Source organism: Nocardioides pelophilus (assembly GCF_014180685.1).
GTDB classification, from domain to species: Bacteria; Actinomycetota; Actinomycetes; order Propionibacteriales; family Nocardioidaceae; genus Nocardioides; species Nocardioides pelophilus.
The window spans coordinates 18,533-42,695 of record NZ_JACEHF010000010.1 but is presented as its reverse complement, the minus strand read 5'-3'; the positions used below and the strand labels follow the sequence as shown (position 1 = coordinate 42,695).

Sequence of the window (24,163 nt, the reverse complement as noted above, 5' to 3'; positions counted from 1 at the left end):
ATCGCCGACTCGTCACAAACTCGGGCTCAGGACCCGTCGAGCCGTCGTCAAGTTGGCGACGGCTCGCCGGGTTTGTCGGCGAGCTCGAAGTCGGCGAAGTCGAAGCCGGGCGAGACCAGGCAGCTGACGAGCGCGTCGGCGTCCGTGGGCACGGTCCGTTGCCAGATGCCGGCCGGCACCAGGGCCTGCGGCGTCGTGCTGTCGACCACGATCGTGGTCACGGCGTCGGCGGGCGCGGCCCCCGGGCCGCCGAGCTCGAGCGTGACCGATCCGGTGTGGGCGAGCCAGATCTCGTCCGACGCGACCCGGTGCCACGCCGACGAGTCGCCGGCCGGCAGCAGGAAGTAGATCAGCGTCGCGGTCGGGCGCACCCTCCCGTCGGGCAGCGTGACCGTCTCGGGCGAGACCCAGGTCTGGCGGTACCACCCGCCTTCGGGGTGCGGTGCGAGGTCGAGGGCGTCGGCGAGCGGCGGGCGCATGCGCCGATCCTGCCGCACCCGCGGTCAGTGGGACTTCTCGTCCGGCGGCTCGTCCGGATCGAACCGGGGGTCGGCCATGAGGTACTGCCCCAACAGCCCCGGGCGCTTCTTCTCCGCCCGGCTCGGCCACGAGAGCGGCCGGCCCTCGGCGTGGTCCCATGCCCGGTCGGTGCGTTTCGCGACCCCCCGCGCGACCGACCCGAGCACGCCGCTGTGCGGCAGGTACGGATGGGGTCGCGACGGCTCCCCCGGCTCGACCCCGTCCAGCCGCTCCGCGAGCGCGTCGATCTCGATGTCGTCGAGCAGGTCGGTGAGCCGCTCGGCGAGCTCCTCCTCACGCGCGCGCAGCACGGTGAGCGCCGTACCGACCTCGGACCACACCGCCGGCCAGGTGATCCGCTTCTCGTAGACCGAGCCGTACTCATGGGCCTTGACGTGGGCGAGCACGACCTCGAGGACCCTCATGGAGTCGTGGTAGTCGTGGGTGACCTGCTTGCCGTCGGGCAGCTCCTTGCGCGCCGGCGGCACCAGCACCTCGTTGACGGCGTGCAGGTGTCGGCTCGCGGTCGTCACGAACTCGTCGATGGGCTGGTAGCCGCGGTGCGGCCCCTCCAGCTCCTCGTGCTCGCCGGGCGGCCCGAACCGCGTGCGCAGCACCTCCAGCTCCTCGGCGAGCGCGTCGTGCGTGCGCTGGACGGACCGGCTCAGGACCTCCGTGCTTCCCATCGACCTCACCTCGCTGGCTCGATGTGCACTGCTCCATCCATCGTGCGCCGCCGCGGGGGCGTTCACAGAGGTGCAGCAGGGGTACGGCGACGGGTCAGTCGTCGAGGACCGGCCGGTCGTTGTAGACCCCGGCCGGGACCTGTCCGGTGAGCGCTCCGATGGCGTCCATGATCCGGTCGGTGAGGTCGCGGCGAGCCCGACCGACCGCGAGTCCGTCGTACTCGTCGGCGACGGTGATGGGCTCCCCGAACGCGACCGTCACCCGCGCCAGCCGGGGCAGTCGCGACCCGATCGGCTGCAGCTGCTCGGTGCCGGTGAGGCCCACCGGGACGACCGGTGCTCCCGAGGTGAGGGCGAGGTGGGCGACGCCGGTGCGGCCGCGGTAGAGCCGGCCGTCCCGCGAGCGGGTGCCCTCGGGATAGATGCCGAACGCCTCCCCCCGACCGAGCACGTCGAGCGCCGTCTGCAGCGAGCTCATCGCCGCCGCCGAGTCCTCCCTGTCGACCGGCAGCATGCCGAGCCCCTCGAACCACGCCTTCGACATCGCACCGCGGATGCCGGAGCCGGTGAAGTAGTCCGACTTCGCGAGGAAGACGACCTTCCGCGGCACCACGATCGGGATCACCATCGAGTCGGCGAAGCTGAGGTGGTTGCTGGCGAGGATCACCGGGCCGGTGGCCGGCACGTGGTGAATGCCGCGCACGACCGGCCGCCACACGGCCTTCGCGGCCGGCGGTACGACGGTGTGGAGCGCCTGGTAGAGCACGGTCAGGACGCTAGGGGTTACCCGCCGGTCCGCCGAATTGAGCGCCCGGAAACCGTCCGAGGCACGAGGACGGTTACCGGCCAGGCGCGAAGGTCGAGTAGCGCCGCGGGTGAGGAACGAACCCGCGACGCGCGTATCGAGACCCGGCGACGTACCCACCCACCGTAGGGACCGTCGACACGCCCTCGCGCCAGAACTCTCGGCCTACTCGACGAGCGAGGACGTCAGTGAGCCGCCGACGGCGCGCAACCCCGGAACTCATCGACTGCGACACGCTCGCGCAATCCAAAAATGGTGAAGAGCCCCTCGTGAGTATGAGTCGCAAGGGGCCCTTCGGGTGATCGGTACTGGTGACGCTCCCGATCGATCCGGCCGATCTGCCAGGTTCCCACGGACCTCGTCACCCGGTCCGTGCGGCGCGCGTTCCCGTGAGGGATCGTCTGCCGTTTGGATCCTCGCCTTCCGGCTGATCCCGCTCTCCCGGGGGAGAACGTGAGTGCAGTTCTATGCCTCGACCACCGCACCGCGCAAGGGGTTCGGGGAAGGAAGTTCGAGCAGTTTCGTGGTTCCGGCGTGTCGTCCACAAGCTCCCCAGCCGTGTCCACAGACGACCGCCACTTCATCCCCAGACTGTGGGTATGCCTGTGGACGACGAGGCGTCGCGCGGTGTCCGGTGAGTACCCGTACTCAGCCAGGTCGAGTAGGGCCGCCCTGCCCGGCTCGGCCAGCCGCTGGGAGATTGATGACATGCGTTACGCCGACCCGGACCTGTGTCCCGACTGCCGCTCCGCGCTGCCGCGAGGAGTGACCTCGTGCCCGACCTGCTCGCTCCCCGTCCGGCACGCCCTCGCGGTCGAGCTGTTCACGACCCTGAAGCGCGCCGACTCGCTGGTGGCGCAGCTGCGCTCGATCGCCGGCGCGACCGCGCCGCAGTACGCCGCGCCGGCGCCGCCCCCACTCCCCGCGCCGACCGCGCCGACCGGGACCCCTGCTCCCCCGACCGCGCCGACCGGGACCCCTGCTCCCCCGCCCCCTCCGACCGCGCCGCCCGCGACCCGCCCCAGCGGCAGCATCGGCACCGCCGCGATCCCGAAGATCCTGCTCGGCCTGGGCGCCCTGTGCCTCCTGGTGGCTGCGATCGTCTTCCTCGCGGTCTCCTGGTCGCTGCTCGGCGTCGGCGGCCGCACGGCAGTGCTGCTCACCCTGACCGCCGCCGCTGCCGGTTCTGCGCTCCTGCTCAACCGGTTCGGGCTGCGGATCGCCGGTGAGTCGATGAGCGTCGTCGCGCTCGGCATCCTCGGGCTCGACGTCCTCGGCGCCAACGCCGCCGGCTGGTTCGGCGACTCCTCCGACGGCTGGGCAGTGGCGGCGACCGGTGCGGCGATGGCGCTCGGCGGCACCGGCATGGCCCTCCCCCGGTTCGGTGACGGACCGCGCCTGGTCGCGCCGCAGGTCTTCGTCGGCGTCGGCTACGTGGTCGGGTGGGCGGGTCTCGCGGCCGCGACCGACCACGAGCTGGTCGTCGGCCACCTGGTGGTCGCGCTCGGCGTCGCCGTCACCTGGCTGTCGCGGCAGGCGCTGCCGGTGCGCGCGTGGAGCGTCGGGATCGGCACCGGCCTGGTCTGGGCGATCACGACCCTGCTCGGCCTGGGGGACGCCTTCGAGAACCCGACCCTGACGGCACTGTGGGCCCACGGCGCCGGCTGGTCCCTGCTCGCCTCGGCCGCGACGGCGCTGGCGCCCGGCCTCGTGCTCAAGAGGCGCGACCTCACCGTGGGCGGCGCCTCGGTCGGCGCGCTGCTGGTCACCATCGCGCTCGTCACCCCGGCCGTCGACGAGTCGGCGCGGATCGCCGGCCTGGTCACGCTCGTCGTCACCGCCGCCTGGGTCGCCGGCTACCGCCTCCTCCCGCGGTCCCTGCGCACGGTCGCCCTCGCTCCGTCGGCGATCGGCTCGCTGGCCCTCCTCGGCTTCGACGCGGTCGCGGGCATCACCGCGCTGGTGCGGATCGCCGACCTCGGCTCGGACCGGGCGTTCGCAGCGGTCCTCCAGCAGCCCGACCCGGTCACCGAGCCGCTGCTCACCGTCCCCTCGGTCCTGGTGCCGCTCGCCCTCCTCGCCTTCCTCCTGCAGGCGCCGGACAGCCGGCTGCGCACCGCGTGGTGGCACACCGGCGCCGTGGTCGCAGGCGTCGCGGCCGTGGTGACGTTGGCGTCGTACGACGTCGCGCTCGCCGCCGTGGTCGGGGCGCTCGGCCTGGTCGCGACCGGCAGCCTGGTGCTCGGACTGGCCGCGAACGGCGTACGGCAGACCACCTTCGGCGTGGTCGCGCTCGGGATCGGCGGCTTCGGGGTGGTGCTCGCCCTGCCGAGCACGCCGGTCGTCGCGACCGCCTCCGGCATCCTGCTGGGGATCGCGTTGATCGCCCACTTCCTCGGCGGCACCCCAGCGCTGCGCGGCGTCGCCGCGGTCACGCTCTCCCCCGCCCTCGCGGTGCTCGTCTGGACCACCGGAACCGCCAACGACGTCGACGCGGCGTGGCTCGGCATGCCGCTCCTCCTCCTGCTCGGAGTGCTCGCCATCGCCCGGCCGAGGCCCGAGGTCGAGGTCCCGGCGCTCACGGTCGCGCTGCTCGCCGTACCGCCGGCGATCGTCGCCGCCACCGACGCGGGCGGCTCGCTCGCCCTGCACCTGGCCGTCCTCGGCGCCCTGCTCTCCGCCTCGGCGCTGATCCGCGAGTCCCGGCGCGACCTGGTCTGGGCGGCGATCCCGGTCTTCACGATGGCGTCGTGGGTCTGGCTCGTCGACCGGGGCGTCTCCTCCCCGGAGCCCTACACGCTGCCCATCGCAGCCGCCCTGACCTTCCTCGGCCTGGTGCACCTGCGTCGCCACCCGGACGCCGGCACCGAGTTCGCGCTGCTTCCCGGGCTGCTGCTGGCGACCGTCCCGTCGCTGTTGTGGGTGCTCGGCGACCCGCTGTCGATCCGCGCCCTGCTCCTCGGCGCTGCCTGCCTGGTGCTGACGATCGCCGGCGCGGCGCTGCGGTGGAGTGCACCGCTGATGGTCGGCGGGGTCGTCGGGGCGATCGTGGTGGTGCGCGAGATCGGCCCGTACGCCGGCGACATCCCGCAGTGGGTGTGGATCGGCCTGGCCGGTGCGCTGCTGACCACGGTCGGCATCACCTGGGAGCGTCGGCTGCTCGAGATCCGGCAGGCGGTCGGCATGCTCGGCCGCCTGCGGTGAGCGTGGAGCGACCTGCTAGAAACGACGCATGGCTACCACCTCACTCGGCGGCACCCCCGTCTCCACCGTCGGCGAACTCCCCGCACCGGGCGACAAGGCTCCCGCCTTCGAGCTGGTCGGCAACGACTTCTCGCCGGTCACCCTCCCGGCGGGCACCCGCACCGTCCTCAACATCTTCCCGAGCATCGCGACCGGGGTCTGCTCGGGCAGCGTCCGGAAGTTCAACGAGCTCGCCAGCGGCCTCGACAACACCACTGTCATCTGCGTGTCCAACGACCTGCCGTTCGCGCTCGACGCGTTCTGCGGCGCCGAGGGCATCGACAAGGTCGTCACCGCGTCCGCCTTCCGCGCCCCGTTCGGTGACGACTACGGCGTCCGCATGACCGACGGCAAGTGGGCCGGGCTGCTGGCTCGCTCGATCGTGGTCGTCGACACCGACGGCACCGTGATCTACAACCAGCTGGTCGACGCGATCGGCAGCGAGCCCGACTACGACGCCGCCGTCGCCGCCCTCGGCTGACGCGCCGGAGACGCGCTCGGTCAATCGGGCACAGCCGGGTCCCAGAAGGCATCACGCATCTGGACCCGGCCCGTGCCGCTGGTCGGCGTGCCTTCCTCCAGGTAGCGCGCCCGCGCCTCCCCGTCGTGGCTCGGCGGCAGCGAGCCGTCGGCACGCACCACCCGCCACCACGGCACGGGCCCTCCGTGCCGCGACATCACCGCACCGACCTGGCGCGGGCCGCCGCCCACGACGGCCGCGATCGCGCCGTACGTCGTGACCCGGCCGGGTGGGACCTGCTCGACCCACGACAGCACCTGCTCGACGTACTCCTCCTTGGCCGGGTCCACCGGTCCATCCTGCCGTGCCCCGTCCGATCGACCAGGCGCAGAAACGCCGAGGGCCCCGTCGCGTGGCGACGGGACCCTCAGGTGCTCCCTCGGTGCGGAAAACGCTCCAAAGAACCAGGTGGCGGGTTCCCGGGGCTCGGGTTCCCACTACTACTTCGGTCAACGAGGACCGGCGGCGACGGTTACGCCGGCCCGATCAGTACGCCGGCTGGCTCGGGTCGATCTGGTTGACCCAGGCCACGACCCCGCCGCCCACGTGGACCGCGTCGCCGTAGCCAGCGCCCTTGACGATCGCCAGTGTCTCGGCCGACCGCACGCCGGTCTTGCAGTACATGACGACCTGCTTGTCAGCGGGCAGCTTCTCGAGGGCGGACCCGTTGAGGAAGTCGCCCTTCGGGATGAGGACCGAGCCCGGGACCTGGTTGATCTCGTACTCGACGGGCTCGCGGACGTCGACGAGGACGAAGTCGCGGCTGCCCTCCTCGCGCTCCTTGAGCATGTGCTCGAGCTGGACGACGGAGATGGTCGAGCCCGCGGCGGCGTCGGCCGCCTCGTCGGAGATCGCACCGCAGAAGACGTCGTAGTCGATGAGCTCGGTGACCGTGGCGTTCTCGCCGCAGAGGGCGCAGTTGGGGTCCTTGCGGACCTTCAGCTTGCGGTACTCCATCTCCAGGGCGTCGTAGATCATCAGCTTGCCGACCAGCGGCTCGCCGATGCCGGCCAGCAGCTTGATCGCCTCGTTGACCTGGATCGACCCGATCGACGCGCAGAGCACGCCGAGCACGCCGCCCTCGGCGCAGCTGGGGACCATGCCGGGCGGCGGGGGCTCGGGGTAGAGGCAGCGGTAGCAGGGAGCGTCGTCGGCCAGCGTCGGCGCGAAGACGGACGCCTGACCGTCGAAGCGGTAGATCGAGCCCCAGACGTAGGGGATCCCGAGGAAGTACGCCGCGTCGTTGACCATGTAGCGCGTGGCGAAGTTGTCGGTGCCGTCGACGATCAGGTCGTAGCCGCGGAAGACCTCGAAGACGTTGTCGTTGTCGAGGCGCTCCTCGTGGAGGACCACGTTGACGTAGGGGTTGATCTCGGCGATCGACTCCTTGGCCGAGAGACCCTTCGGCTTGTCGATGTCGCTGACGCCGTGGATGACCTGGCGCTGCAGGTTCGACTCGTCGACGGTGTCGAACTCCGCGATGCCGAGGGTGCCCACGCCCGCCGCGGCCAGGTAGAGCAGCGCCGGGCTGCCGAGTCCGCCGGCGCCGATGACCAGCACCTTGGCGTTCTTGAGCCGCTTCTGCCCGGCCATGCCCACGTCGGGGATGATCAGGTGGCGGCTGTAGCGACGGACCTCGTCGATGGTCAGCTCGGCGGCCGGCTCGACCAGCGGCGGAAAGCTCACGGTGGTGCTCCTCGTCAGGGGATGGTCTGGAGGTAACAGCGACCTGTTGGTTGGTGTTCCCAGGTCCGTCCATGGTCCCCGGCACGCCGGCGCCCGCTCGACACGTCCCGTCATCCGGACCCCGCCCCGCACCTGCGGCGGCGTACCCGGGAGTAGGCTCACGGCGTGGTCAGCAGGTCGTACGACGTCGAGGACCCGCGCCGTCCGCGCGGGATCAGGTTGCCGCGCCGTGAGCGCCGTGCCCAGCTACTCGCGTCCGCCCTCGAGGTCTTCGTCGCGCAGGGCTACCACGCTGCCGCGATGGACGACATCGCCGAGCGGGCCGGCGTCTCGAAGCCGGTGCTCTACCAGCACTTCCCCGGCAAGCTCGAGCTCTACCTCGCCCTCCTCGACGAGGCGTGCGACACGATCATCGCCAACTGCCGCGCCGCACTGGAGTCGACCACCGACAACAAGCAGCGCGTGGCGGCGACCATGGATGCCTTCTTCGGCTACGTCGCCCACGACGCCGGCGCGTTCCGGCTGGTCTTCGAGTCCGACTTCACCAGCGAGCCGGCCGTCCGCGACCACGTCGACCGGGTGACGACCGAGTGCGCCGACCTGATCACCGAGGTGATCAAGGAGGACACCGGTCTCCCGGCCGCTGCGTCCAAGCTGCTCGCGGTCTCCCTGGTCGGCATCGGCCAGGTGAGCGCCCGGTTCTGGCTCACCGACCCCGGCGGGCTCGACCGGGAGCAGGCGGTCGCCCTGGTGTCGGGTCTCGCCTGGCGCGGCATCCGGGGCTATCCCCTCACCGACTAGGCTCGACGAGAACCCACCGCACGAACATCGAAGGAGCCTCAGTGGAGGTCAAGATCGGCGTGCAGAACGCCGCCCGCGAGCTGACCCTGGAGACCGACGAGAGCTCCGACGCGATCGAGAAGCTCGTCACCGAGGCGATCGCCTCCGGTGGCGTCCTGATCCTCGCCGACTCCAAGGGCCAGCGCACCGTCGTCCCGGCCGACAAGCTCGCCTACGTCCACATCGGCCGCAGCGTCGTCGGTCAGGTCGGCTTTCGCTCGTAGCCCGCGAGCTTGCTCGCGCGCTACGAGCGAAAGAAGTCGGTGGTTGAGGTGCCGACACCGCGCGCCAGCGCGGGGTCGCCTCGAAACCCCTCGGGAACTCACGACCTCCTCCCAGGCGTTCCTCAGACAGCGCGGGCACCGTCGCCCGTGAAGGGGTGAGGGTCATGCTGCAGTTCCGCTTCGCCGCCGAGAGCGACACCGGTCGGTTTCGGGAGAACAACGAGGACGCCGGGTTCGCCGGCCCCTACCTGCTGTGCGTCGCCGACGGGGCGGGCGGCGCCGCCGCCGGCGAGGTGGCCTCGGCCACGACGTCGTACGTCGTCAGCGCGCGCGCCCTCGCCGCCCCCGGTCACGATCCCCTCCGCCTCCTGGCTGCCGCGACCGGGGAGGCGCACGACCAGCTCGTCCGCGGCGTCGACGCCGACCCGCGGCGGCTCGGGATGGCGACCACGCTCACGGCGGTCCTGACCAACGGCGTCCAGACCGCGCTCGCCCACGTCGGCGACTCGCGCGCCTACCTGCTGCGCGACGGCGGGTTCACCCAGCTCAGCCACGACCACACGATGGTGCAGGCGATGGTCGACGCCGGTCGGATCACGCCCGAGGAGGCGGCCGCATCGCCGCTGCGCAACGTGGTGCTGCATGCGGTCGACGCGCTCAGCTCGCCGACCCCCGACCTGATCTGGCTCGACCTGCGCCCCGGCGACCGGCTGCTGCTGTGCAGCGACGGGCTGAGCGACGTGGTCCACGAGGCAGCCCTCGCGATGATCCTCACCGTGCCCTCGCTGCGGCTGGCCGCGACCCACCTGGTGCAGGCAGCCCTCGACGCCGGCAGCCGCGACAACGTGACCGTGATCGTCGCCGACGTGGTCGACGCGCCGGCCATCGCGGGCAACGGCCTCGTGCTCGGCGCCGCGCTCGAACCCGCCCACCTGGTCGATCCGGGTGCGGTGCGGCCGCTGCGCTCCGCCTGACCCGTTCGGGTGGGTCGTCCCGACATTTCGGGTCGACCGCGAAGAAACGCTGGCGCTCCTGTCCACGGCCGGTCCTAGACTGGGGGCATGAGCACACCGTCGTACGAATACGCGCGCCTCTGGTTGCCGCTGTACGACGCCAACACGCTCTCGGTCGCCCGGCCGGTCTACCTCATCGAGGCCGCCGACGGGTTCGAGGGCATCGTCGCCGAGAAGAACACCACGCTCATCGGCGTGCTCAACGACTTCGGCCGCGAAGGCTGGCGCATCGACACCACGCCGATCCGGGTCGCCGCGCCATCGCCGGAGTTCCAGCTGCTCATCGACGCGACCTTCGACGAGGTCGACGGCGGGTTCCTGAGCGAGGCCGACTCCGGCGCGGTCAACGAGTTCGACGTCTACGGGATGCGCCGCCGGCTGCGCTGAGCCCCGTTGGTCGCAGATGCGTCCCGCTCGGCACGCCGCAGGCGTATTCGCATCCATCCACAGGGGGCCGTCGACCCGGTTTCGAGCGACCTCGTCGTCGGGCACACCTCTGCGCATGCCCGATCGATGGAGGCCGCGCTGTCCACCCGCGCGGGGCCTGGTGGTCCCGGTGCGAATCGACCCCGCAGGCCTCCGGGGACCGACCCGCCACCAAGCGCGGCGCGGACTCTGGCGGCAAACGACCCACGGCTACCACGTCCCGTCCTCGACCGACAGCTCCGTCGTCGAGCACGGATCCTCGAACAGTCCGTGCGTTGCGGGGACGACGGCGCCGTCACCGGCTGGGCCGCCTTGCGCCTCTATCGCGCAGGGTTCTTCGACGGTCTCGCGAACGACGGCCGCACCCGCCTGCCGGTGCCCTTGGTGACGCCCCGCAAGCTCAGCGACACCGCTGAGAGCATCACCTCACGAGTCAGCCTGGAGGGACACCGGATCTGGCTCGTGCAGGGGATTCGCTGCGTCGGAGTCGAACGCGCGGTCGTCGACGAGATCTGGCCGGAGACCGGTGTGGCAGGCGAGTACGACGGCGCGCTCCACCGTGACCGGTCCCGCCACCGCACCGACGTCGCGCGTTCGGAACTGATGCGTGGTCATGGCGTCGAGCCCTTCGTCATCGTTGCCGGAGACGGGCCGGAGGTGCAGATCGCGCGGATGGTCGCGGCTCGCGAACGCGCTGCTGCACGCAGCGTCCCTCGGTCGTGGACGCTCGAGCCGCCAGCGTGGGCACCGGAACCACCCGCGCTCTCCCTCGACGACGAGCTCGAGATCCGGCGGTGGGTGCCGGACTAGCTCGCCCGGGCGCGGTCAGTCAGGTTCGACAGCAGCGAAGAGGTCGCCGTACTCCTCGACGCGCCGGAGCACCTCGGCCATCCCGAACTGGTCGAGCGCCAGCTCGTCCTCGGCGCCGGCCTCGACCTCGTCCCACGTCACCGGGGTGGCGACGGTGGGGCGGTCCCGCCCGCGCAGGGAGTACGGCGCGATCGTGGTCTTCGAGCCGGCGTTCTGCGACCAGTCGATGAAGACCTTGCCGCGGCGCCGCGCCTTCGTCATGGTCGCGGTGATCGAGGAGGGGTGGGCGGTGGCGAGCTCCTCGGCGACCTCCTTGGCCACGCCGGTCACCTCCTCCGACGGCAGGTACGACGACAGGTCGGCGTAGAGGTGGAGGCCCTTGCTGCCGCTGGTCACCGGCCGCGCGTCCAGGCCGCGCGCGGCGAGCGCCTTCCGGGCGAGGAGCGCCACCTGGCAGCACTCGTGGAGCCCGGCCGGCTCGCCGGGATCGAGGTCGACCACCAGCCGGTCGGCACCCCGGGGCTCGCCCGACTCGTCGACCGTCCACTGGTGCACGTGCAGCTCGAGAGCCGCGAGGTTGACCATCCACATCAAGGTGGCGAGGTCCTCGACGATCGGGAACACCAGGGTGTCGCCGTTGCGGCTGGTGCCGCGCGACCCGGTCGTCGGGACCTCAGCGGTGCGCACCCACGACGGGGTGCCGGGGGGCACGTTCTTCTCGAAGAAGCTCATCGTCTGCACACCGTGCGGCCACCGGATCCTGGTGACCGGCCGACCGGCGAGGTGCGGGAGCAGCACCGGGGCGATCTTGGCGTAGTAGTCGAGCACCTCCCCCTTGGTGGTGCCGGTCGCGGGATAGAGCACCTTCTCCAGGTTGCTCAGCTTGAGGGTGCGCCCCTCGACGTCGACGTGGACCTCGCTCATCGGCCGCCTCCGAGATCGTCGGGTGTCAGGTCGCCCCGCAGGCCTTGGAACGACGGCTGCCGCAGCCGCTCGTAGCCGGCACCGTGGGTGTCGATGTCCACGACCAGGACCGGCTCCAGCCAGACCGTGCCCTGGGCGTCGACCCGGGGCACCTCGTCGGCGAACGGGCTCGTGCCCCGTCCGAGAGGCGCCACCACCTCGGTCAGCAGCTTCGACTGCTTCGGCCCGATCCCGCTGCCGACCCGGCCGCGGTAGAGCAGGCCGTCGGCGGTCGGCTCGCCGACGAGGAGCGCGGCGAGGTGGGTGCCCCCGACCTGCGGGCGCCAGCCGCCCACGACGTACGACGCCCGGTGCCGGTGCGCGAACTTCAGCCAGTGGGGCGTGCGCTCGCCCGGCCGGTAGCGCGAGTCGAGCCGCTTGCTGACGATGCCCTCGAGCCCCTGCGCGCGGGTCGCGTCGAAGAGCATGGCGCCGTCGTCGTACGTGGTCGGCACCTGCCAGCCGGAGTCGCCGAGGTCGAGAGCCTCGAGCCGGGCACGCCGCTCGGTGAGCGGCAACGGGGTGAGGTCGACGCCGTCGTGGCGGAGCAGGTCGAAGACCATGTACGTCGCGGGGACCCGCTCGGCGAGCCGCGCCACCGTCGCCGCCTTGCGCACGTGGATCCGCTCCGCGAGCACCCGGAAGTCCGGCAGGCCGCGCTCGTTCAGCGCGATGATCTCGCCGTCCACCACGACGTCGCGGGCGGCTGGAGGCGAGGCCAGCTCCGGCCACGCGCCGGTGATGTCGTTGCCGTTGCGGCTGGTGAGCCGCACGCCGGACCCCGTCGCGGGGTCGACGTGCGCGAGCGCCCGGACGCCGTCCCACTTCACCTCGTGCCGCCAGTCGTCGCCGACAGGCACGTGGGTGCCCGCGGTCGCGAGCATCGGCAGCAGCGCAGGCACGGACCCCATCATGCCGCTCAGCCGCCTTGGATCAGGTCCACGACGTGCTCGGCGATCGCGAGGCTGGACGTCGCCGCCGGCGAAGGGGCGTTGCGCACGCTCGTGACCCCGTTGCTGCTGACGATCGCGAAGTCGTCGAGCAGCGAGCCGTCGCGTGCGACCGCCTGGGCCCGGACGCCCGCGCCGGCCCGCACCACGTCAGCGGGACCGATGTCCGGCACGTAGCGCCGGGCAGCGCTCAGGTAGGCCCGCTTCGACAGCGACCCGCGCACCTCCCGGACACCGGTACGCCAGTGGGTGCGGGCCATCCGCCAGAAGCCGGGATGGGCGAGGGTTCCGGCTGCGTCCGCGAGACGGAGGCCGGGGCGTACGCCGTACCCCTCGCGATCGAGCGCCAGCACCGCGTTCGGGCCGATCTCCAGACTGCCGTCGACGCGTCGGGTGAAGTGGACGCCGAGGAACGGGTAGCGCGGGTCGGGGACCGGATAGACCATGCCGCGCACCAGGTCGCGCTTCGGGCCGGTCACGGCGAGGTACTCGCCGCGGAACGGCACGATCCGCGGTTCCCGCTGCCCGTCGATGCGACGGCCGAGCCGGCCGGCGTCGAGACCGGCGCACAGCACCAGGTGGTCGACGTGGTGCACCGCCCCGGCCGCGACGACCTGCAGCCGGCTGCCCCGTCCGGCGCGGAAGACGTCGGTGACCGCCGTGGACAGGAGTACGACGCCGCCGGCCGCCTCGACGTCCCCCGCCAACTGCCGCGCGACCGCCACGTAGTCGGTGATCGCCGTGCGGGGCGAGTGGAGCGCGGCCAGCCCGGTCGCGTGCGGCTCGATCTCGGTGATCTCGCCTGCTCCGATGCGGCGCAGGCCGGGAACGCCGTTCTCCGTTGCCGTGCGCTCGAGCGCGTCGAGCCGGCTCATCTCGGCAGGGTCGACGGCGACGACGAGCTTGCCGCACTCGACGTACGGCAGGTCGTGCTCGAGGCAGTAGTCGCGGAGCAGGCCGCGACCGCGCGCGCACAGCTCGGCCTTGAGGCTGCCGGGGCGGTAGTAGATCCCGGCGTGCACCACGCCCGAGTTGTGGCCCGTCTGGTGGGCGGCGAGCCGGTCCTCCTTCTCGAAGACGACCACCTGGGTGCCCGGACGGCGGCGGGTGAGCTCGCGCGCGACGGCCAGTCCGAGGATTCCTCCCCCTACGACGGCCACGGTATGTCCGTGCATGGTCGTACCCTGTCATCATGCGTGCGATCTGGAAGGGTGCCGTCTCGTTCGGCCTCGTGAGCGTGCCGGTGAAGCTCTACTCCGCGACCGAGAGCCACGACGTGTCGTTCCGTCAGGTGCACGCCAAGGACGGCGGCCGGATCAAGTACCAACGGATCTGCTCGATCGACGGCGAGGAGGTCCCCTACGCCGACATCGCCAAGGGCTACGAGACCGAGGACGGCGAGATGGTCATCCTCACCGACGACGACCTGGCCGAGCTGCCCTCCACGTCGTCGCGTGAGATCGCGGTCGAGAAGTTCGTCCCCACCGACCAAATCGACCCGATGCTCTTCGAGAAGTCCTACTACCTCGAGCCGGAGTCGACCGGCGCCAAGCCCTACGCCCTGCTGCGGCAGGCGCTGCTCGAGGCCGACCGGATGGCCGTCGTGACGGTCGCCCTGCGGCAGCGGACCACTACCGCGGTGCTGCGCGTGCGCGGCGACGTGATCGTCATGCAGACGATGATGTGGCCCGACGAGATCCGCACGCCCGACTTCAACGTCGAGACCGGCGAGGTCAAGGACGCCGAGGTCAAGATGGCGCGGATGCTGGTCGAGACCCTTGCCGGCGACTTCGAGCCCGAGGAGTTCGAGGACGACTACGCAGCGGCCGTCGAGGCTGTCGTCAAGGCGAAGGTCGAGGGGGGCGAGGTCCGCCGTACCCCCACGTCGACGAAGACCGGCGGCGAGGTCGTCGACCTCCTCGCCGCCCTGCAGCGCTCCGTCGAGGCCGCCAAGACCGCCCGGGGCGAGGAGCCGGCCGAGGAGAAGAAGCCGGCCGCCAAGAAGCCCGCGAAGAAGGCTGCGAAGAAGGCACCTGCGAAGAAGACCGCCGCGAAGAAGAAGGCTGCTGCCAAGAAGGCCAGCTGACCCGCCGGTCGATGAGTCGCCGCCCGTCGGTGGTCGAGGAGGTCGCGGCTACGTTGGTCGAGGAGGTCGCGCAGCGACCGCCACGAGACCCCTGCGGGCGGGAGGTCGAGGAGGGCGCGACTCCGGTGGTCGAGGAGGTCGCGCAGCGACCGTCACGAGACCCCTCGCCTCGGTGGTCGAGGAGGTCGTGCAGCGACCGTCACGAGACCCCTCACGCCGCTGGTCGAGGAGGCCGCCGCCACGCCGGTGGTCGAGGAGGTCGCGCAGCGACCGTCACGAGACCCGAGGCGGTTCTCCACAGCCAGGCTCCCGACGTGCGGGTTGTGTCGGTGCCCTCGTGTTGAATGTTCTTTATGAAACAGACGCGGAGTGGTTGGGCGACCGGATCGGATGGCCGGTCCACCGCTGAGCTGCTGCGCGACCTCGCCGACGGCGTCCAGGCCCGGCAGCGGGTCGAGGTCGAGGAGTTCCGCAACGTGATCGCGTGGGCTGATGCGAACGTGGTCGAGGACCTCGAGGGCGCCGCGACGATCCGCGATTCGTATGTCGATACGGGGATCCCGATCGCGGGCCCCGGCGCACCCCTGGTCTCGGAGTTCGGGTTGAGCGAGCTGGTCGCGACCCTGGGCCGGTCCCTCGACGGTGGCCGGGACCATGTCGGGAAGGTCATCGAGTGCGGCTGGCGGCTCCCGCGGGTCCGCGACGCCGTGTACGCCGGGAAGGTCCCGGTGTGGAAAGCACTGCGGGTCGCCGACCTCACCCGCACCCTGACGGCGGAGGCAGCGGCGTTCGTGGACCGCAACCTGGCCTTCGCGCTCCCGACCTGCACCTGGGTCCAGGTCGAACGCCTCGTGGCTGAGGCGATCGCCAGGTTCGACCCCCAGGCCGCGGAGGAACGACGCAAGGAGAGCGCCGACCACCGGCACTTCACCATCCACCCCACCGAGACCGGCAAGGGGGTCACCCACATCTCCGGGGTGCTGGATGCCGCCGACGCGATGGACCTCGACCAGGCCCTCTCGCGCCGCGCCACCGTCTTGGGCCAGCTGGGCTGCGAGGAGTCCCTCGACGTACGCCGCTCGATCGCCGCCGGCGAGCTGGCGCGACACGACCTGTCACTGGACCTGCCCCTCGCCGACCCCGACACCGGCGAGCTCAGCCGCACCGTGCCCGGTCGGAAGGTCGAGCTGTTCGTCCACCTCACCGACACCGCCCTCACCGGGATCAGCACTGGTGTCAGGACAGGCTGCAGCACTGTGGGTCGGTGGGGGAACACCCAGACCCCGGTGAGCGTGGAGCAGATCCGTCGGTGGTGCGCACAACCCGGCACCAGCGTGATCGTCCGGCCGGTGGTCGACCTGGCCGAGCACGTCCCGGTGGACTCCTACGAGATCCCCGACCGGCTCCGGCGCCGCGTCGAGCTGCGCGACCACACCTGTCGTGCCCCGCACTGCAACCGTCGTGCCGAACGTTGCGACCTCGACCACGCCCACCCGCACGCCGCCGGCGGCTCTACCTGCCCCTGCAACCTCGTGCCCCTGTGTCGGCGACATCATCGGGCCAAGACCTTCGGCTACTGGCGCTACGTCATCGTCCAGCCCGGGACCTATCTGTGGTCCTCACCGCACGGGCAGCATTGGCTGGTCGACCACACCGGCACCCGAGTGCTCGACCCACCCCGACCAGTCGACCCCGAACCCGACCCTGATCCTCCCGACTGGGCCGACCCCGACTGGACCGAACCCGCTCCCTGACCACCACACCCCCCTGGACCCCGCCCCGGCGGGGCCACAGGCATGCCCGGGGTCTCGTGACGGTCGCTGCGCGACCTCCTCGACCACCAGCCAGCGCGCGCGCCCGCCGCTGGTTGAGGTGCGAGCGCAGCGAGCCTCGAAACCAAGGCACCCGCACGCCCCTCAGCCCCCGGACCTCGCCACCGGCGGGGCCACAGGCACGTCCGGGGGGTCTCGTGACGGTCGCTGCGCGACCTCCTCGACCACCGAAGGTGACGAGCTACGCGACGTCCTCGACCACCGGGCCCGGGGTCTCGTGACGGTCGCTGCGCGACCTCCTCGACCACCGGACGCCGCTGGTTGAGGTGCGAGCGCAGCGAGCCTCGAAACCAAGGCACCCGCACGTCCCCTGGAACCTGCCCCCGGCGGGCCATAGGCATGCCCGGGGGTCTCGTGACGGTCGCTGCGCGACCTCCTCGACCACCGACGCGGTCGCCGCAGCGGCGTCGATCGGCGTGCGGAGATGGGTTCCGGACTAGCATCGGGCGCTCGGGGCCTGACCACTCCGCTGGCGTCTACCCACGGAACGAAGGGTGCTCACGATGACCACACCGACGGCGATCGAGGCGCCGAACCCGTTGGCGCCGGGTGCCTGGTCGGCAGGGGCACGACGGTTCGGGTGGGCGCTGTTCGCGGGCTGGATCGTCCTGCTCGGGGCCGTGGTGTTCGTCGGTGAGCGCTCCTCGTCGCTGGCCGACCTCGAGGACGCAGTCGCCTCGGGCGAGGTGACGTCCGTCGAGGTCTACGGCGGGATGCCCGAAGGAGCGCGGGGATATGCGCGGGTGGATCTGCACTGGCGCGATGGCCCGTTCGCCTACTACGTGGAGCTCGGAGAGGCCAAGCCGCGCCGGAGCGGGCCACGGGGCGACGAGAGGCTCCCGCTCGTCAGACCAGGGGTTGTCGACCGACTGGTGGCGTCCAACGAGGACCTGGACGTCGAGCGCAGGTCCGACCCCGGTCCGCCCTTCAGCGCCAGCTTCCTCGCCTGGCAGCTGCCGTGGCCGCTGGCGCTGGGCGGCCCGCTGTTGGTGCTGGCGACCCTCGGGCTGCTGATCGTGGGCCCGCAGCCCTGGCGCGCGACCCGCTGGGCGTGGTTCTGGATCCAGGGCATCGCCGCCCCGCTCGGAATGCTCGCCTACCTTGTGCTGGGCGGGCCGACCGGGCTGTCGCGGCCACCACAGCCCGGGACACGTCGGCTGACCGGCGGTTGGGCCTTCCTGCTGACGTTCGTCGTCTCGAGCGCCCTGGCTTCGATCGCCGTGGGCTGGTAGCTAGGAATAGCGGTGGCTCTTGGCCGCGTGCCCCTGCTCGCGGGTGCAGGTGCGCCCGTTCATCGAACGGTGCCCACACAGCGCGTCGGATGCTGAGGCCGGGGCAGCCGCGGTCGCCGGAGCAGGGGCCGGCGCGTCGGGCTTGGCCGGTCGAGCGACCGGCGTCGCCGGCTTCGCGGGAGTCGGCGTACGCGCCGACCGTGCGTTGAACCGCGCCTCGCGCATCGCCCGCAGGGCCGCTTCCTTGCTCATCGTGTCTTCACCTGACGAACCCTAGGCCCGCGCGCCGACAGTCTCAGCCAGGCGCGTCGCCGGCACCGGCAGCGTTCAGCCCCTCACCAGCACCCGTTTCGCCGGCTGCATCCGGGAGGCGGGAGCGGTGAGGGTGCGCAGGTGGATGTTCTGGAGCAGCCCGATGGCGAGCATGCCGGCGAACATCGAGGAGCCGCCGTACGACACGAACGGGAGCGGTACGCCGGTGACCGGCATGATCCCGACGCACATCCCGATGTTCTGGAACGCCTGGAAGCCGAACCAGCAGGCGATCCCGGCGGCTGCGATCCGGCCGAAGACGTCGTCGGTGCGGGCGGCGATCAGGAGCGCACGCCACAGCACGACACCCAGCAGCAGGATCAGGAAGCCGGCGCCGACCAGCCCCAGCTCCTCGCCGGCGACGGTGAAGACGAAGTCGGTGTGCTGCTCGGGGACGAACCCGGACCCGGTCTGGGAGCCGTCGAAGAGGCCCTGGCCGAACAGGCCGCCGTTGCCGACCGCGATCCGCGCCTGCTCGACGTTGTAGCCCGCCCCACGGGGATCGCGGCCCGGGTCGGTGAAGGCGAGGAACCGATCGACCTGGTACTGCTCGAGGAAGCCGCTGGACACCGCGAGGACGGCGACGAGGACCCCGGACCCGGCGAGGACGACGAGCCAGCGCCGGTGCGCCCCGGACGCGGCGATCACGCCGAAGATGGTCGCGCTCAGCACCAGCATGGTGCCGAGGTCGGGTTGGGCCAGGATCAGTGCGGCCGGCAGCGCGGCGACCGCCAGCATGAGAAGTACGTCGACCGTGCCGACCCGGTCGCGCCACCGACCCTCGCTCCGCTCGGCCACGACCAGCGCCATCCCCACGACCACGGCCAGCTTGGCCAGCTCCGAGGGCTGCAGCGAGAGCCCGCCGAGCATCAGCCAGGACCGCGAGCCGTTGATCGTGGTGCCCATGACGAGCACCAGCACCAGTCCGACCACGGCCAGGCCGTAGCCGACGGGCGCGAGGATCCGGACCCACCGGTGGTCGGTGGCGGCCACGACGACCATCAGGCCGACGCCGATGCCGAGGTTGACGATCTGCTTGGCGAGGAACGCCTTCGGGTCGCCACCGGTCAGGTCGTCGCGGTGCACGGTCGCGGACCAGACGAGCAGGCAGCCGAGCACGCCCAGCAGCACGACCGCGGCGAGGAGCAGCAGGTCGAGGTCACGCCACCGCAGCCAGCCGGTGCCGGTCGTCGAGGCGACCCGGCGTGACCGCGCGGAGGTCCGGCTTCCGACCGCACCAGTCATCTCAGTCCTCCTCACGAGCGGGCTCACGAGCGGGCGGCAGGATCGAGCCGTCACGGCTGAAGACCGGCAGCTCCTCGGGAGGCACGGTGCCGGGGATCGCGGCCTTCGCGGGAACGACGGACTCGCCGTCCACGCCGTACAGCGCCTCCCAGATCTTGCGCACGCCGTCGCCGGTCGAGCCGGAGCCGGTGCCGCCCTGGCTGATCATCATCACCACGACGTAGTCGTCGGTGTACGACGCCACCCAGCCCGTCGACTGCTTGCCGTAGACCTCGGCGGAGCCGGTCTTCGCCCGGATCTGCACGTCGTCTAGCGGGAAGCCGCCCAGCTTCCACGCCATGGTGCCGGTCCGGGAGACCTCCTTGAGCGCCTCGTCGATGTAGCTCAGGACGGAGGCGGGCACGTCGACCTGGCCGCCCTTCTCGGGTGCGATCCGGCGGACCACCTCGCCGTCCGGGGAGACGATCGCCTTCCCGACCCGCGGCTCCCAGAGCGTCCCGCCGTTCGCGATGGCGGCGTACGCGCGGGCGAGCTGGAGCGGGGTGACGATGGTGTCGCCCTGACCGATCGCGAAGTTCACCGCGTCCCCGGCCCGGTAGGCGTAGCCCTCCACGCAGAACTCGTAGGCGAACTTGTAGACGAAGTCGCTGGTCCCCTCGTTGTCCGGGTGGTCTTGCGGCTTGTCGGCGATGCCGCAGTAGTAGTCCTTCATCGAGCGGTAGTAGTCCCGCTTCCACTTGCGGTCGGCGATCCGGCCGGACGCCTCGCCGGGGATGTCGATCCCGGTCGCGCCGCCGAAGCCGAAGTCCAGGGCCTGCTCGACCAGCGGGTCCTTGGCGTCGACGTCGGCGACGTCGGAGCCGAACCGCTGCCAGTAGTCGTAGCCGATCCGGTAGAAGAAGGTGTTGCACGAGACTCGCAGCGCGTCGGCGAAGGAGATGTAGCCGTAGGCACCGGACTCGTAGTTCTTGAAGTCCCGGTTGCCGACCCGGAAGGCCGAGGAGCAGTTGAGCCGGGTGTCGGCGCTGTAGCCGTGGGTGAGGGCGGCAGCGGTCATGAACGGCTTCCACGTCGAGCCCGGCGCGAACTGGCCCTGCATCGCGCGCCCGAGCAGCGGAGTGCCGGCCGCCTCGGAGTACAGGTGCTTGAGCTGCTTCTGGGTGATCCCGTCGGCCCAGACCTCCGGGTCGTACGTCGGCTGGCTGGCCATCGCGACGATCCGGCCGGTGTCCACCTCCATCACCACGGCGGCGCCCGAGTCGGCCTCGAAGCGGCGCCCGGTGACCGGGTCTACGGTGGCGCGGGCGATCGTGATCATCTCGTGGAGCTGCCGCTCCACGATGCCCTGGACCTTCGCGTCGATGGAGGTCACCAGGGTGTCGCCCGGCTGCGCCTGGATGTCGCTGTCCTCGCCGATCACCTCACCGTTGGCGTTGACCTTCACCCGCTGGTAGCCGGGCTGCCCGCGCAACCAGGCGTCGTACTCCTTCTCGACGCCGGCGCGCCCCACCACCGAGGCTCCGTTGACGGAGGTGTCGCCGGCCAGCTCGGCGGCCTCGAACTCCTCCTTGGTGATCGGGCTGAGGTAGCCCAGCAGGTGGGCGGCGTTGATCCCGAACGGCTCCGGGTAGTCGCGCACGCTCTGCTGCACGACCACGACCCCGGGGAAGTCCTCCGGCTGCTCGTTGATCCGCAACGCGGTGGCGTCCTCGAGGTCCTGGGCCACGGGGACCGGCTGGTACGGCGAGCCGTTCCAGCACACGCCCTCCTTGGCACCCTCGGTGCCGCAGAGCACGAGCTTGCGGGCGATCTGGCGCGGCTCCATGCCGATGACCCGGCCGACCCGGTGCAGCAGCGCGCGGCGCAGCCGCGGCTCCATCCGGCCCACCAGCGTGCGGTCGATCGACGCCACCCAGGTCAGCCTGTTGGTGACCAGCGGCCGTCCCATCGCATCGACGATCAGCCCCCGCTCCGGCTGCACGACGATGTCCCGCACGGACTGGGAGGCGGCCTTGCCCTGGTACTCCTCCCCCGTCACCACCTGCAGGTAGTACAGGCGTCCGGCGAGGGTCGCGAGCAGCGAGAACGCGAGGGCCTGGATCACGATCAGCCGCAGTCGGCTGCGGTGCGAGGAGCTGCTGGTCGACGCGGGCATCAGACAGGCGTCCGCCGTGGGGTGCGGGGGGTGACCTGCGCCGGGCGGGCGCCCGGTTCACGCGTGAAGACCCACACGGCCGCGGGCAGCACGACCAGCGCCGCCAGCACGTCGTACGCAACCGCGGCGAGCACCACCTCGAGCAGCTCGCCCACGTCGACGGCCGGGTCGCGCAGCAACAAGCCGGACAGGGCGAAGACCGAGGTGCCGACGAAGGCGCCTCCCGCGCCGGCGGCCAGCATGAGCGGGTACGCCGGGCGCGCGCTGCCGGCCTGTGCGGACGAGTGGTCGTGGGCGAGGCGGCCCACGACGTACCCGACGACCATCAGGGCCAGGGCCCAGCGACCGGCGGTGTGGTCGGCCGGCGGCGCCAGGTCGAGCAGCAGGCCGGCGCCGAAGCCGAGCAGGGTGGCGAAGCGGGGGTCGGTGACCAGCGCGGCGCCGACGACGGCGAGCAGGACCAGGTCGGGCACGACCCCGTTCCAGGCGAGGTGCGGGAAGACGGTGACCTGCAGCAGCAGGGCCGCGACCACGGTGACCAGGGCGGCGACCAGCCGCTGCGTCCCGCTCACTGGAAGGCTCCCGGCTCGATCACGCCGTCGCCACCGGACGGCACGACGACGCCGACCAGGTCGAGGCTGGTGAAGTCGACGAACGGCTCGAGGACCGCGCGGTAGGTGCCGAGCCGGAGGTCCTCGAAGACCTTGTCGACCTCGCCGATCGGCACGCCGGAGACGTACGGCGCACCGCCCTCGCTGCCCCAGGTCACGACCGTCTGTCCCTTCTCGGGCAGGACGGTGTCGTCGAGAAGCCGCAGCTCCAGCGGCTCGTCGGCGGCGAACCCGCCCTGGCCCTCCACCATGCCGTTCTCCATGTTGTCGCCAACCCGGCCGCCCACGGTGGAGCTGGCGTCGACGACGAGCAGGACGGTGGCGGTGTGGCTGGTGACCTCGAGGATCCGGCCGACCAGGCCGTCGCCGTTGAGGACGGTCATGTCGGGGCGCAGGCCGGAGTCGGAGCCGGCGTCGATGGTGACGGTGTTGGAGAAGGACTGGGCGGCGCCGTACGAGATCACCCGCGCCGGGGCCAGCGCGTAGCCCGTCCCGGTGGACATCTGCCCGAGGCCGGCCCACTCCTGCATCCGGTTGTCGTCGTAGCCCGCCTTGCGCGCCTCCTGCTCGAGGGCGTCGACCCGTGCCTGGAGGTCGGCGTTCTCCTCGCGGAGGGCGTCGTTGGTGCGCAGGTTGCCCGGGAGCGCGACCACCGGTCCGAGGACCGCGCTCACGCCGGCCTGCGCCGGCCCGAGCACCTCGCCCACCACCCGGCGCACCGGCGCGACCGGCGACTCGTCGCCGCTGGTGCGGTCGACGACCATCAGCGCGATGCACGCCAGGACCAGCGCGAGCAGCAGCGAGCGGGACGGCATGCCGCGCTCCGCCTGGCGCTCGCGGGGGGTCGCGACCTGGCGCACCGGGTGCTGGCGCGGGGGCCGGGTGTCGAGACTCATCAGAAGCGCCTCGGGTTGGTGATCAGCACCTGCTGGAGCGCCTCGAACTCCTCGACGCAGCGACCGGCCCCGAGCGCGACCGACACCAAGGGGTTGTCGGCGACGTGAACGGGCATGCCGGTCTCGTGGCGGATCCGCTCGTCGAGGCCGTGCAGCAGGGCACCGCCCCCGGTCAGCACGATGCCGCGATCCATGATGTCGCCGGCGAGCTCGGGCGGCGTCTGGTCGAGGGTGACCCGTACGGCGTCGACGATCTGGTGCAGCGGCTCCTCGAGCGCCTTGCGGATGTCGGCCGTGGTCACGATGACGGTGCGGGGCAGGCCGGTGACCAGGTCGCGGCCGCGGACCTCGCCCTCGGGCTCGCCGGGCGAGGGGAACGCCGAGCCCAGGGTGATCTTGACCTCCTCGGCGGTGCGCTCGCCGAGCATGAGGCCGTGCTCCTTCTTCATCCACGCCACGATCGCCGCGTCGAGCTGGTCGCCGGCGGTGCGGATGCTCAGGCTGGTGACGATGCCGCCGAGCGAGATCACGGCGACCTCGGTGGTGCCGCCGCCGACGTCGACCACCATGTTGCCGGTCGGCTCGTGGACGGGGAGCCCGGCGCCGATCGCGGCGGCCATGGGCTCCTCGACGACGTACACCCGGCGGGCGCCGGCCTGGTAGCCGGCCTCCTTGACCGCGCGCTGCTCGACCGGGGTGATCGCGCTCGGCACGCAGATCACCATCCGCGGCTTCGCGAAGTAGCGGCGCTTGTGCACCCGAGCGATGAAGTGGCGCAGCATCTGCTCGGTCGCCTCGAAGTCGGCGATGACGCCGTCGCGCAGCGGTCGCAGCGCGGTGATGTTGTCGGGCGTGCGGCCCATCATCGCCTTGGCCTCGTGGCCGACCGCGATCACGTCGCCCGTCGAGTCGTTGAGCGCGACCACGCTGGGCTCGTCGAGCAGCACCCCGCGGCGCCGGACGTAGACGAGCGTGTTGGCAGTACCGAGGTCGACGGCCAGATCGCGACCGATGATGCTGTTCGCCCTCAACGCGTGCCCTCGCAGACGTCCCTCGGGACCGACCGTCGACCGACCGGGCCCAGCCGTGCGCGACCGGGGAAGCCGGAG

The 24,163-nt window shown here is 71.8% G+C and carries 24 protein-coding genes; 10 read left to right on the top strand and 14 right to left on the bottom strand.

Features of this window, described 5'->3' with window-relative positions:
• Positions 1-47: 47 nt before the first annotated feature.
• The 3 genes from H0488_RS04110 to H0488_RS04100 all read right to left on the bottom strand — a co-directional run bounded on the left by H0488_RS04110 (position 48) and on the right by H0488_RS04100 (position 1,971).
• Positions 48-479 (bottom strand): cupin domain-containing protein, encoded by a 432-nt coding sequence (locus H0488_RS04110; protein ID WP_183098008.1) that lies wholly within the window; start codon positions 477-479, stop codon positions 48-50.
• A 24-nt stretch (positions 480-503) separates the two neighbouring features.
• On the bottom strand, positions 504-1,205 hold the full coding sequence (locus tag H0488_RS04105) for a hypothetical protein (protein WP_183098007.1): 702 nt from the start codon (positions 1,203-1,205) through the stop codon (positions 504-506).
• Positions 1,206-1,299: 94 nt separating this feature from the next.
• Positions 1,300-1,971, bottom strand: coding sequence for a lysophospholipid acyltransferase family protein (locus tag H0488_RS04100; protein WP_183098006.1), 672 nt, complete (start codon positions 1,969-1,971; stop codon positions 1,300-1,302).
• Between the two features lie 747 nt (positions 1,972-2,718).
• Between H0488_RS04100 and H0488_RS04095 the strand changes: the two genes are divergently transcribed.
• Together H0488_RS04095 and tpx are read left to right on the top strand one after the other, a co-directional pair.
• Positions 2,719-5,214, top strand: coding sequence for an SCO7613 C-terminal domain-containing membrane protein (locus H0488_RS04095; protein ID WP_183098005.1), 2,496 nt, complete (start codon positions 2,719-2,721; stop codon positions 5,212-5,214).
• Between the two features lie 28 nt (positions 5,215-5,242).
• Complete coding sequence (gene tpx / locus H0488_RS04090; protein WP_183098004.1) at positions 5,243-5,734, top strand: thiol peroxidase; 492 nt, start codon at positions 5,243-5,245, stop codon at positions 5,732-5,734.
• Positions 5,735-5,754: 20 nt separating this feature from the next.
• Here tpx and H0488_RS04085 read toward each other — a convergent pair whose 3' ends face one another.
• Both H0488_RS04085 and moeZ read right to left on the bottom strand, forming a co-directional pair.
• The gene (locus H0488_RS04085) at positions 5,755-6,063 is read right to left on the bottom strand and encodes an MGMT family protein (RefSeq protein WP_183098003.1); all 309 of its coding nucleotides are present in this window, start codon (positions 6,061-6,063) and stop codon (positions 5,755-5,757) included.
• A gap of 196 nt (positions 6,064-6,259) precedes the next feature.
• A complete protein-coding gene (gene moeZ, locus H0488_RS04080) occupies positions 6,260-7,459 on the bottom strand; it encodes an adenylyltransferase/sulfurtransferase MoeZ (RefSeq protein ID WP_312856209.1) in 1,200 nt (399 codons plus the stop codon).
• A gap of 165 nt (positions 7,460-7,624) precedes the next feature.
• On the opposite strand from moeZ, the gene H0488_RS04075 reads away from it, so the two are divergent.
• The 5 genes from H0488_RS04075 to H0488_RS04055 all read left to right on the top strand — a co-directional run bounded on the left by H0488_RS04075 (position 7,625) and on the right by H0488_RS04055 (position 10,772).
• Positions 7,625-8,260 carry a TetR/AcrR family transcriptional regulator gene (locus tag H0488_RS04075; RefSeq protein WP_312856208.1) on the top strand — a complete coding sequence of 212 codons (636 nt, stop codon included), beginning with the start codon at positions 7,625-7,627 and terminating at the stop codon, positions 8,258-8,260.
• A 41-nt stretch (positions 8,261-8,301) separates the two neighbouring features.
• Positions 8,302-8,523 carry a DUF3107 domain-containing protein gene (locus H0488_RS24580; RefSeq protein WP_183098001.1) on the top strand — a complete coding sequence of 74 codons (222 nt, stop codon included), beginning with the start codon at positions 8,302-8,304 and terminating at the stop codon, positions 8,521-8,523.
• Between the two features lie 164 nt (positions 8,524-8,687).
• Positions 8,688-9,497: a PP2C family protein-serine/threonine phosphatase gene (locus H0488_RS04065; RefSeq protein WP_183098000.1), complete on the top strand. Its 810-nt coding sequence runs from the start codon at positions 8,688-8,690 to the stop codon at positions 9,495-9,497.
• Positions 9,498-9,584: 87 nt separating this feature from the next.
• Entirely contained in the window at positions 9,585-9,923 is a 339-nt protein-coding gene (locus H0488_RS04060) for a hypothetical protein (protein WP_183097999.1), read from the top strand.
• A 309-nt stretch (positions 9,924-10,232) separates the two neighbouring features.
• Positions 10,233-10,772 (top strand): hypothetical protein, encoded by a 540-nt coding sequence (locus H0488_RS04055; protein WP_183097998.1) that lies wholly within the window; start codon positions 10,233-10,235, stop codon positions 10,770-10,772.
• 15 nt (positions 10,773-10,787) lie between these two features.
• Here the strand turns inward: H0488_RS04055 and ligD (H0488_RS04050) are convergent, their stop codons facing one another.
• Genes ligD (H0488_RS04050) through lhgD form a run of 3 tightly spaced genes read right to left on the bottom strand, consistent with a single transcriptional unit; the run spans position 10,788 to position 13,860 of the window.
• Positions 10,788-11,696 (bottom strand): non-homologous end-joining DNA ligase, encoded by a 909-nt coding sequence (ligD, locus tag H0488_RS04050; protein WP_183097997.1) that lies wholly within the window; start codon positions 11,694-11,696, stop codon positions 10,788-10,790.
• Positions 11,693-12,637, bottom strand: coding sequence for a non-homologous end-joining DNA ligase (gene ligD, locus H0488_RS04045; RefSeq protein ID WP_376768449.1), 945 nt, complete (start codon positions 12,635-12,637; stop codon positions 11,693-11,695). Before ligD (H0488_RS04045) ends, ligD (H0488_RS04050) begins: the two co-directional genes overlap by 4 nt.
• A gap of 17 nt (positions 12,638-12,654) precedes the next feature.
• On the bottom strand, positions 12,655-13,860 hold the full coding sequence (lhgD, locus tag H0488_RS04040) for an L-2-hydroxyglutarate dehydrogenase (protein WP_183097996.1): 1,206 nt from the start codon (positions 13,858-13,860) through the stop codon (positions 12,655-12,657).
• 17 nt (positions 13,861-13,877) lie between these two features.
• Here lhgD and ku point away from each other — a divergent pair, with 17 nt between their 5' ends.
• From ku to H0488_RS04025, 3 genes are all read left to right on the top strand, one after another.
• Entirely contained in the window at positions 13,878-14,771 is an 894-nt protein-coding gene (ku, locus tag H0488_RS04035; protein ID WP_183097995.1) for a non-homologous end joining protein Ku, read from the top strand.
• Positions 14,772-15,124: 353 nt separating this feature from the next.
• A complete protein-coding gene (locus H0488_RS04030) occupies positions 15,125-16,525 on the top strand; it encodes an HNH endonuclease signature motif containing protein (protein WP_183097994.1) in 1,401 nt (466 codons plus the stop codon).
• 581 nt (positions 16,526-17,106) lie between these two features.
• Entirely contained in the window at positions 17,107-17,835 is a 729-nt protein-coding gene (locus tag H0488_RS04025; protein ID WP_183097993.1) for a hypothetical protein, read from the top strand.
• Here H0488_RS04025 and H0488_RS04020 read toward each other — a convergent pair whose 3' ends face one another.
• The 6 genes from H0488_RS04020 to H0488_RS03995 form a co-directional block, all read right to left on the bottom strand.
• Positions 17,836-18,087, bottom strand: a complete 252-nt coding sequence (locus H0488_RS04020) for a hypothetical protein (RefSeq protein ID WP_183097992.1) — start codon at positions 18,085-18,087, stop codon at positions 17,836-17,838. It abuts the gene before it with no gap.
• Positions 18,088-18,162: 75 nt separating this feature from the next.
• Positions 18,163-19,392: a rod shape-determining protein RodA gene (gene rodA / locus H0488_RS04015; RefSeq protein WP_183097991.1), complete on the bottom strand. Its 1,230-nt coding sequence runs from the start codon at positions 19,390-19,392 to the stop codon at positions 18,163-18,165.
• 1 nt (position 19,393) lies between these two features.
• Positions 19,394-21,547 carry a penicillin-binding protein 2 gene (gene mrdA / locus H0488_RS04010; protein ID WP_183097990.1) on the bottom strand — a complete coding sequence of 718 codons (2,154 nt, stop codon included), beginning with the start codon at positions 21,545-21,547 and terminating at the stop codon, positions 19,394-19,396.
• On the bottom strand, positions 21,547-22,119 hold the full coding sequence (gene mreD / locus H0488_RS04005) for a rod shape-determining protein MreD (protein WP_312856207.1): 573 nt from the start codon (positions 22,117-22,119) through the stop codon (positions 21,547-21,549). Before mreD ends, mrdA begins: the two co-directional genes overlap by 1 nt.
• Positions 22,116-23,054 carry a rod shape-determining protein MreC gene (gene mreC, locus H0488_RS24575; RefSeq protein WP_281369509.1) on the bottom strand — a complete coding sequence of 313 codons (939 nt, stop codon included), beginning with the start codon at positions 23,052-23,054 and terminating at the stop codon, positions 22,116-22,118. Before mreC ends, mreD begins: the two co-directional genes overlap by 4 nt.
• Entirely contained in the window at positions 23,054-24,085 is a 1,032-nt protein-coding gene (locus H0488_RS03995; RefSeq protein WP_220794170.1) for a rod shape-determining protein, read from the bottom strand. Before H0488_RS03995 ends, mreC begins: the two co-directional genes overlap by 1 nt.
• Between the last annotated feature and the right edge of the window lie 78 nt (positions 24,086-24,163).

Coding starts and splice junctions, on each gene's coding strand:
- H0488_RS04110 (WP_183098008.1), bottom strand. CDS start 479: ATGCGCCCGCCGCTCGCCGACGCCCTCGACCTCGCACCGCACCCCGAA.
- H0488_RS04105 (WP_183098007.1), bottom strand. CDS start 1,205: ATGGGAAGCACGGAGGTCCTGAGCCGGTCCGTCCAGCGCACGCACGAC.
- H0488_RS04095 (WP_183098005.1), top strand. CDS start 2,719: ATGCGTTACGCCGACCCGGACCTGTGTCCCGACTGCCGCTCCGCGCTG.
- tpx (WP_183098004.1), top strand. CDS start 5,243: ATGGCTACCACCTCACTCGGCGGCACCCCCGTCTCCACCGTCGGCGAA.
- H0488_RS04065 (WP_183098000.1), top strand. CDS start 8,688: ATGCTGCAGTTCCGCTTCGCCGCCGAGAGCGACACCGGTCGGTTTCGG.
- H0488_RS04060 (WP_183097999.1), top strand. CDS start 9,585: ATGAGCACACCGTCGTACGAATACGCGCGCCTCTGGTTGCCGCTGTAC.
- ligD (WP_183097997.1), bottom strand. CDS start 11,696: ATGAGCGAGGTCCACGTCGACGTCGAGGGGCGCACCCTCAAGCTGAGC.
- lhgD (WP_183097996.1), bottom strand. CDS start 13,860: ATGCACGGACATACCGTGGCCGTCGTAGGGGGAGGAATCCTCGGACTG.
- ku (WP_183097995.1), top strand. CDS start 13,878: ATGCGTGCGATCTGGAAGGGTGCCGTCTCGTTCGGCCTCGTGAGCGTG.
- H0488_RS04030 (WP_183097994.1), top strand. CDS start 15,125: ATGAAACAGACGCGGAGTGGTTGGGCGACCGGATCGGATGGCCGGTCC.
- H0488_RS04025 (WP_183097993.1), top strand. CDS start 17,107: ATGACCACACCGACGGCGATCGAGGCGCCGAACCCGTTGGCGCCGGGT.
- H0488_RS04020 (WP_183097992.1), bottom strand. CDS start 18,087: ATGAGCAAGGAAGCGGCCCTGCGGGCGATGCGCGAGGCGCGGTTCAAC.
- rodA (WP_183097991.1), bottom strand. CDS start 19,392: ATGACTGGTGCGGTCGGAAGCCGGACCTCCGCGCGGTCACGCCGGGTC.
- mrdA (WP_183097990.1), bottom strand. CDS start 21,547: ATGCCCGCGTCGACCAGCAGCTCCTCGCACCGCAGCCGACTGCGGCTG.
- mreC (WP_281369509.1), bottom strand. CDS start 23,054: ATGAGTCTCGACACCCGGCCCCCGCGCCAGCACCCGGTGCGCCAGGTC.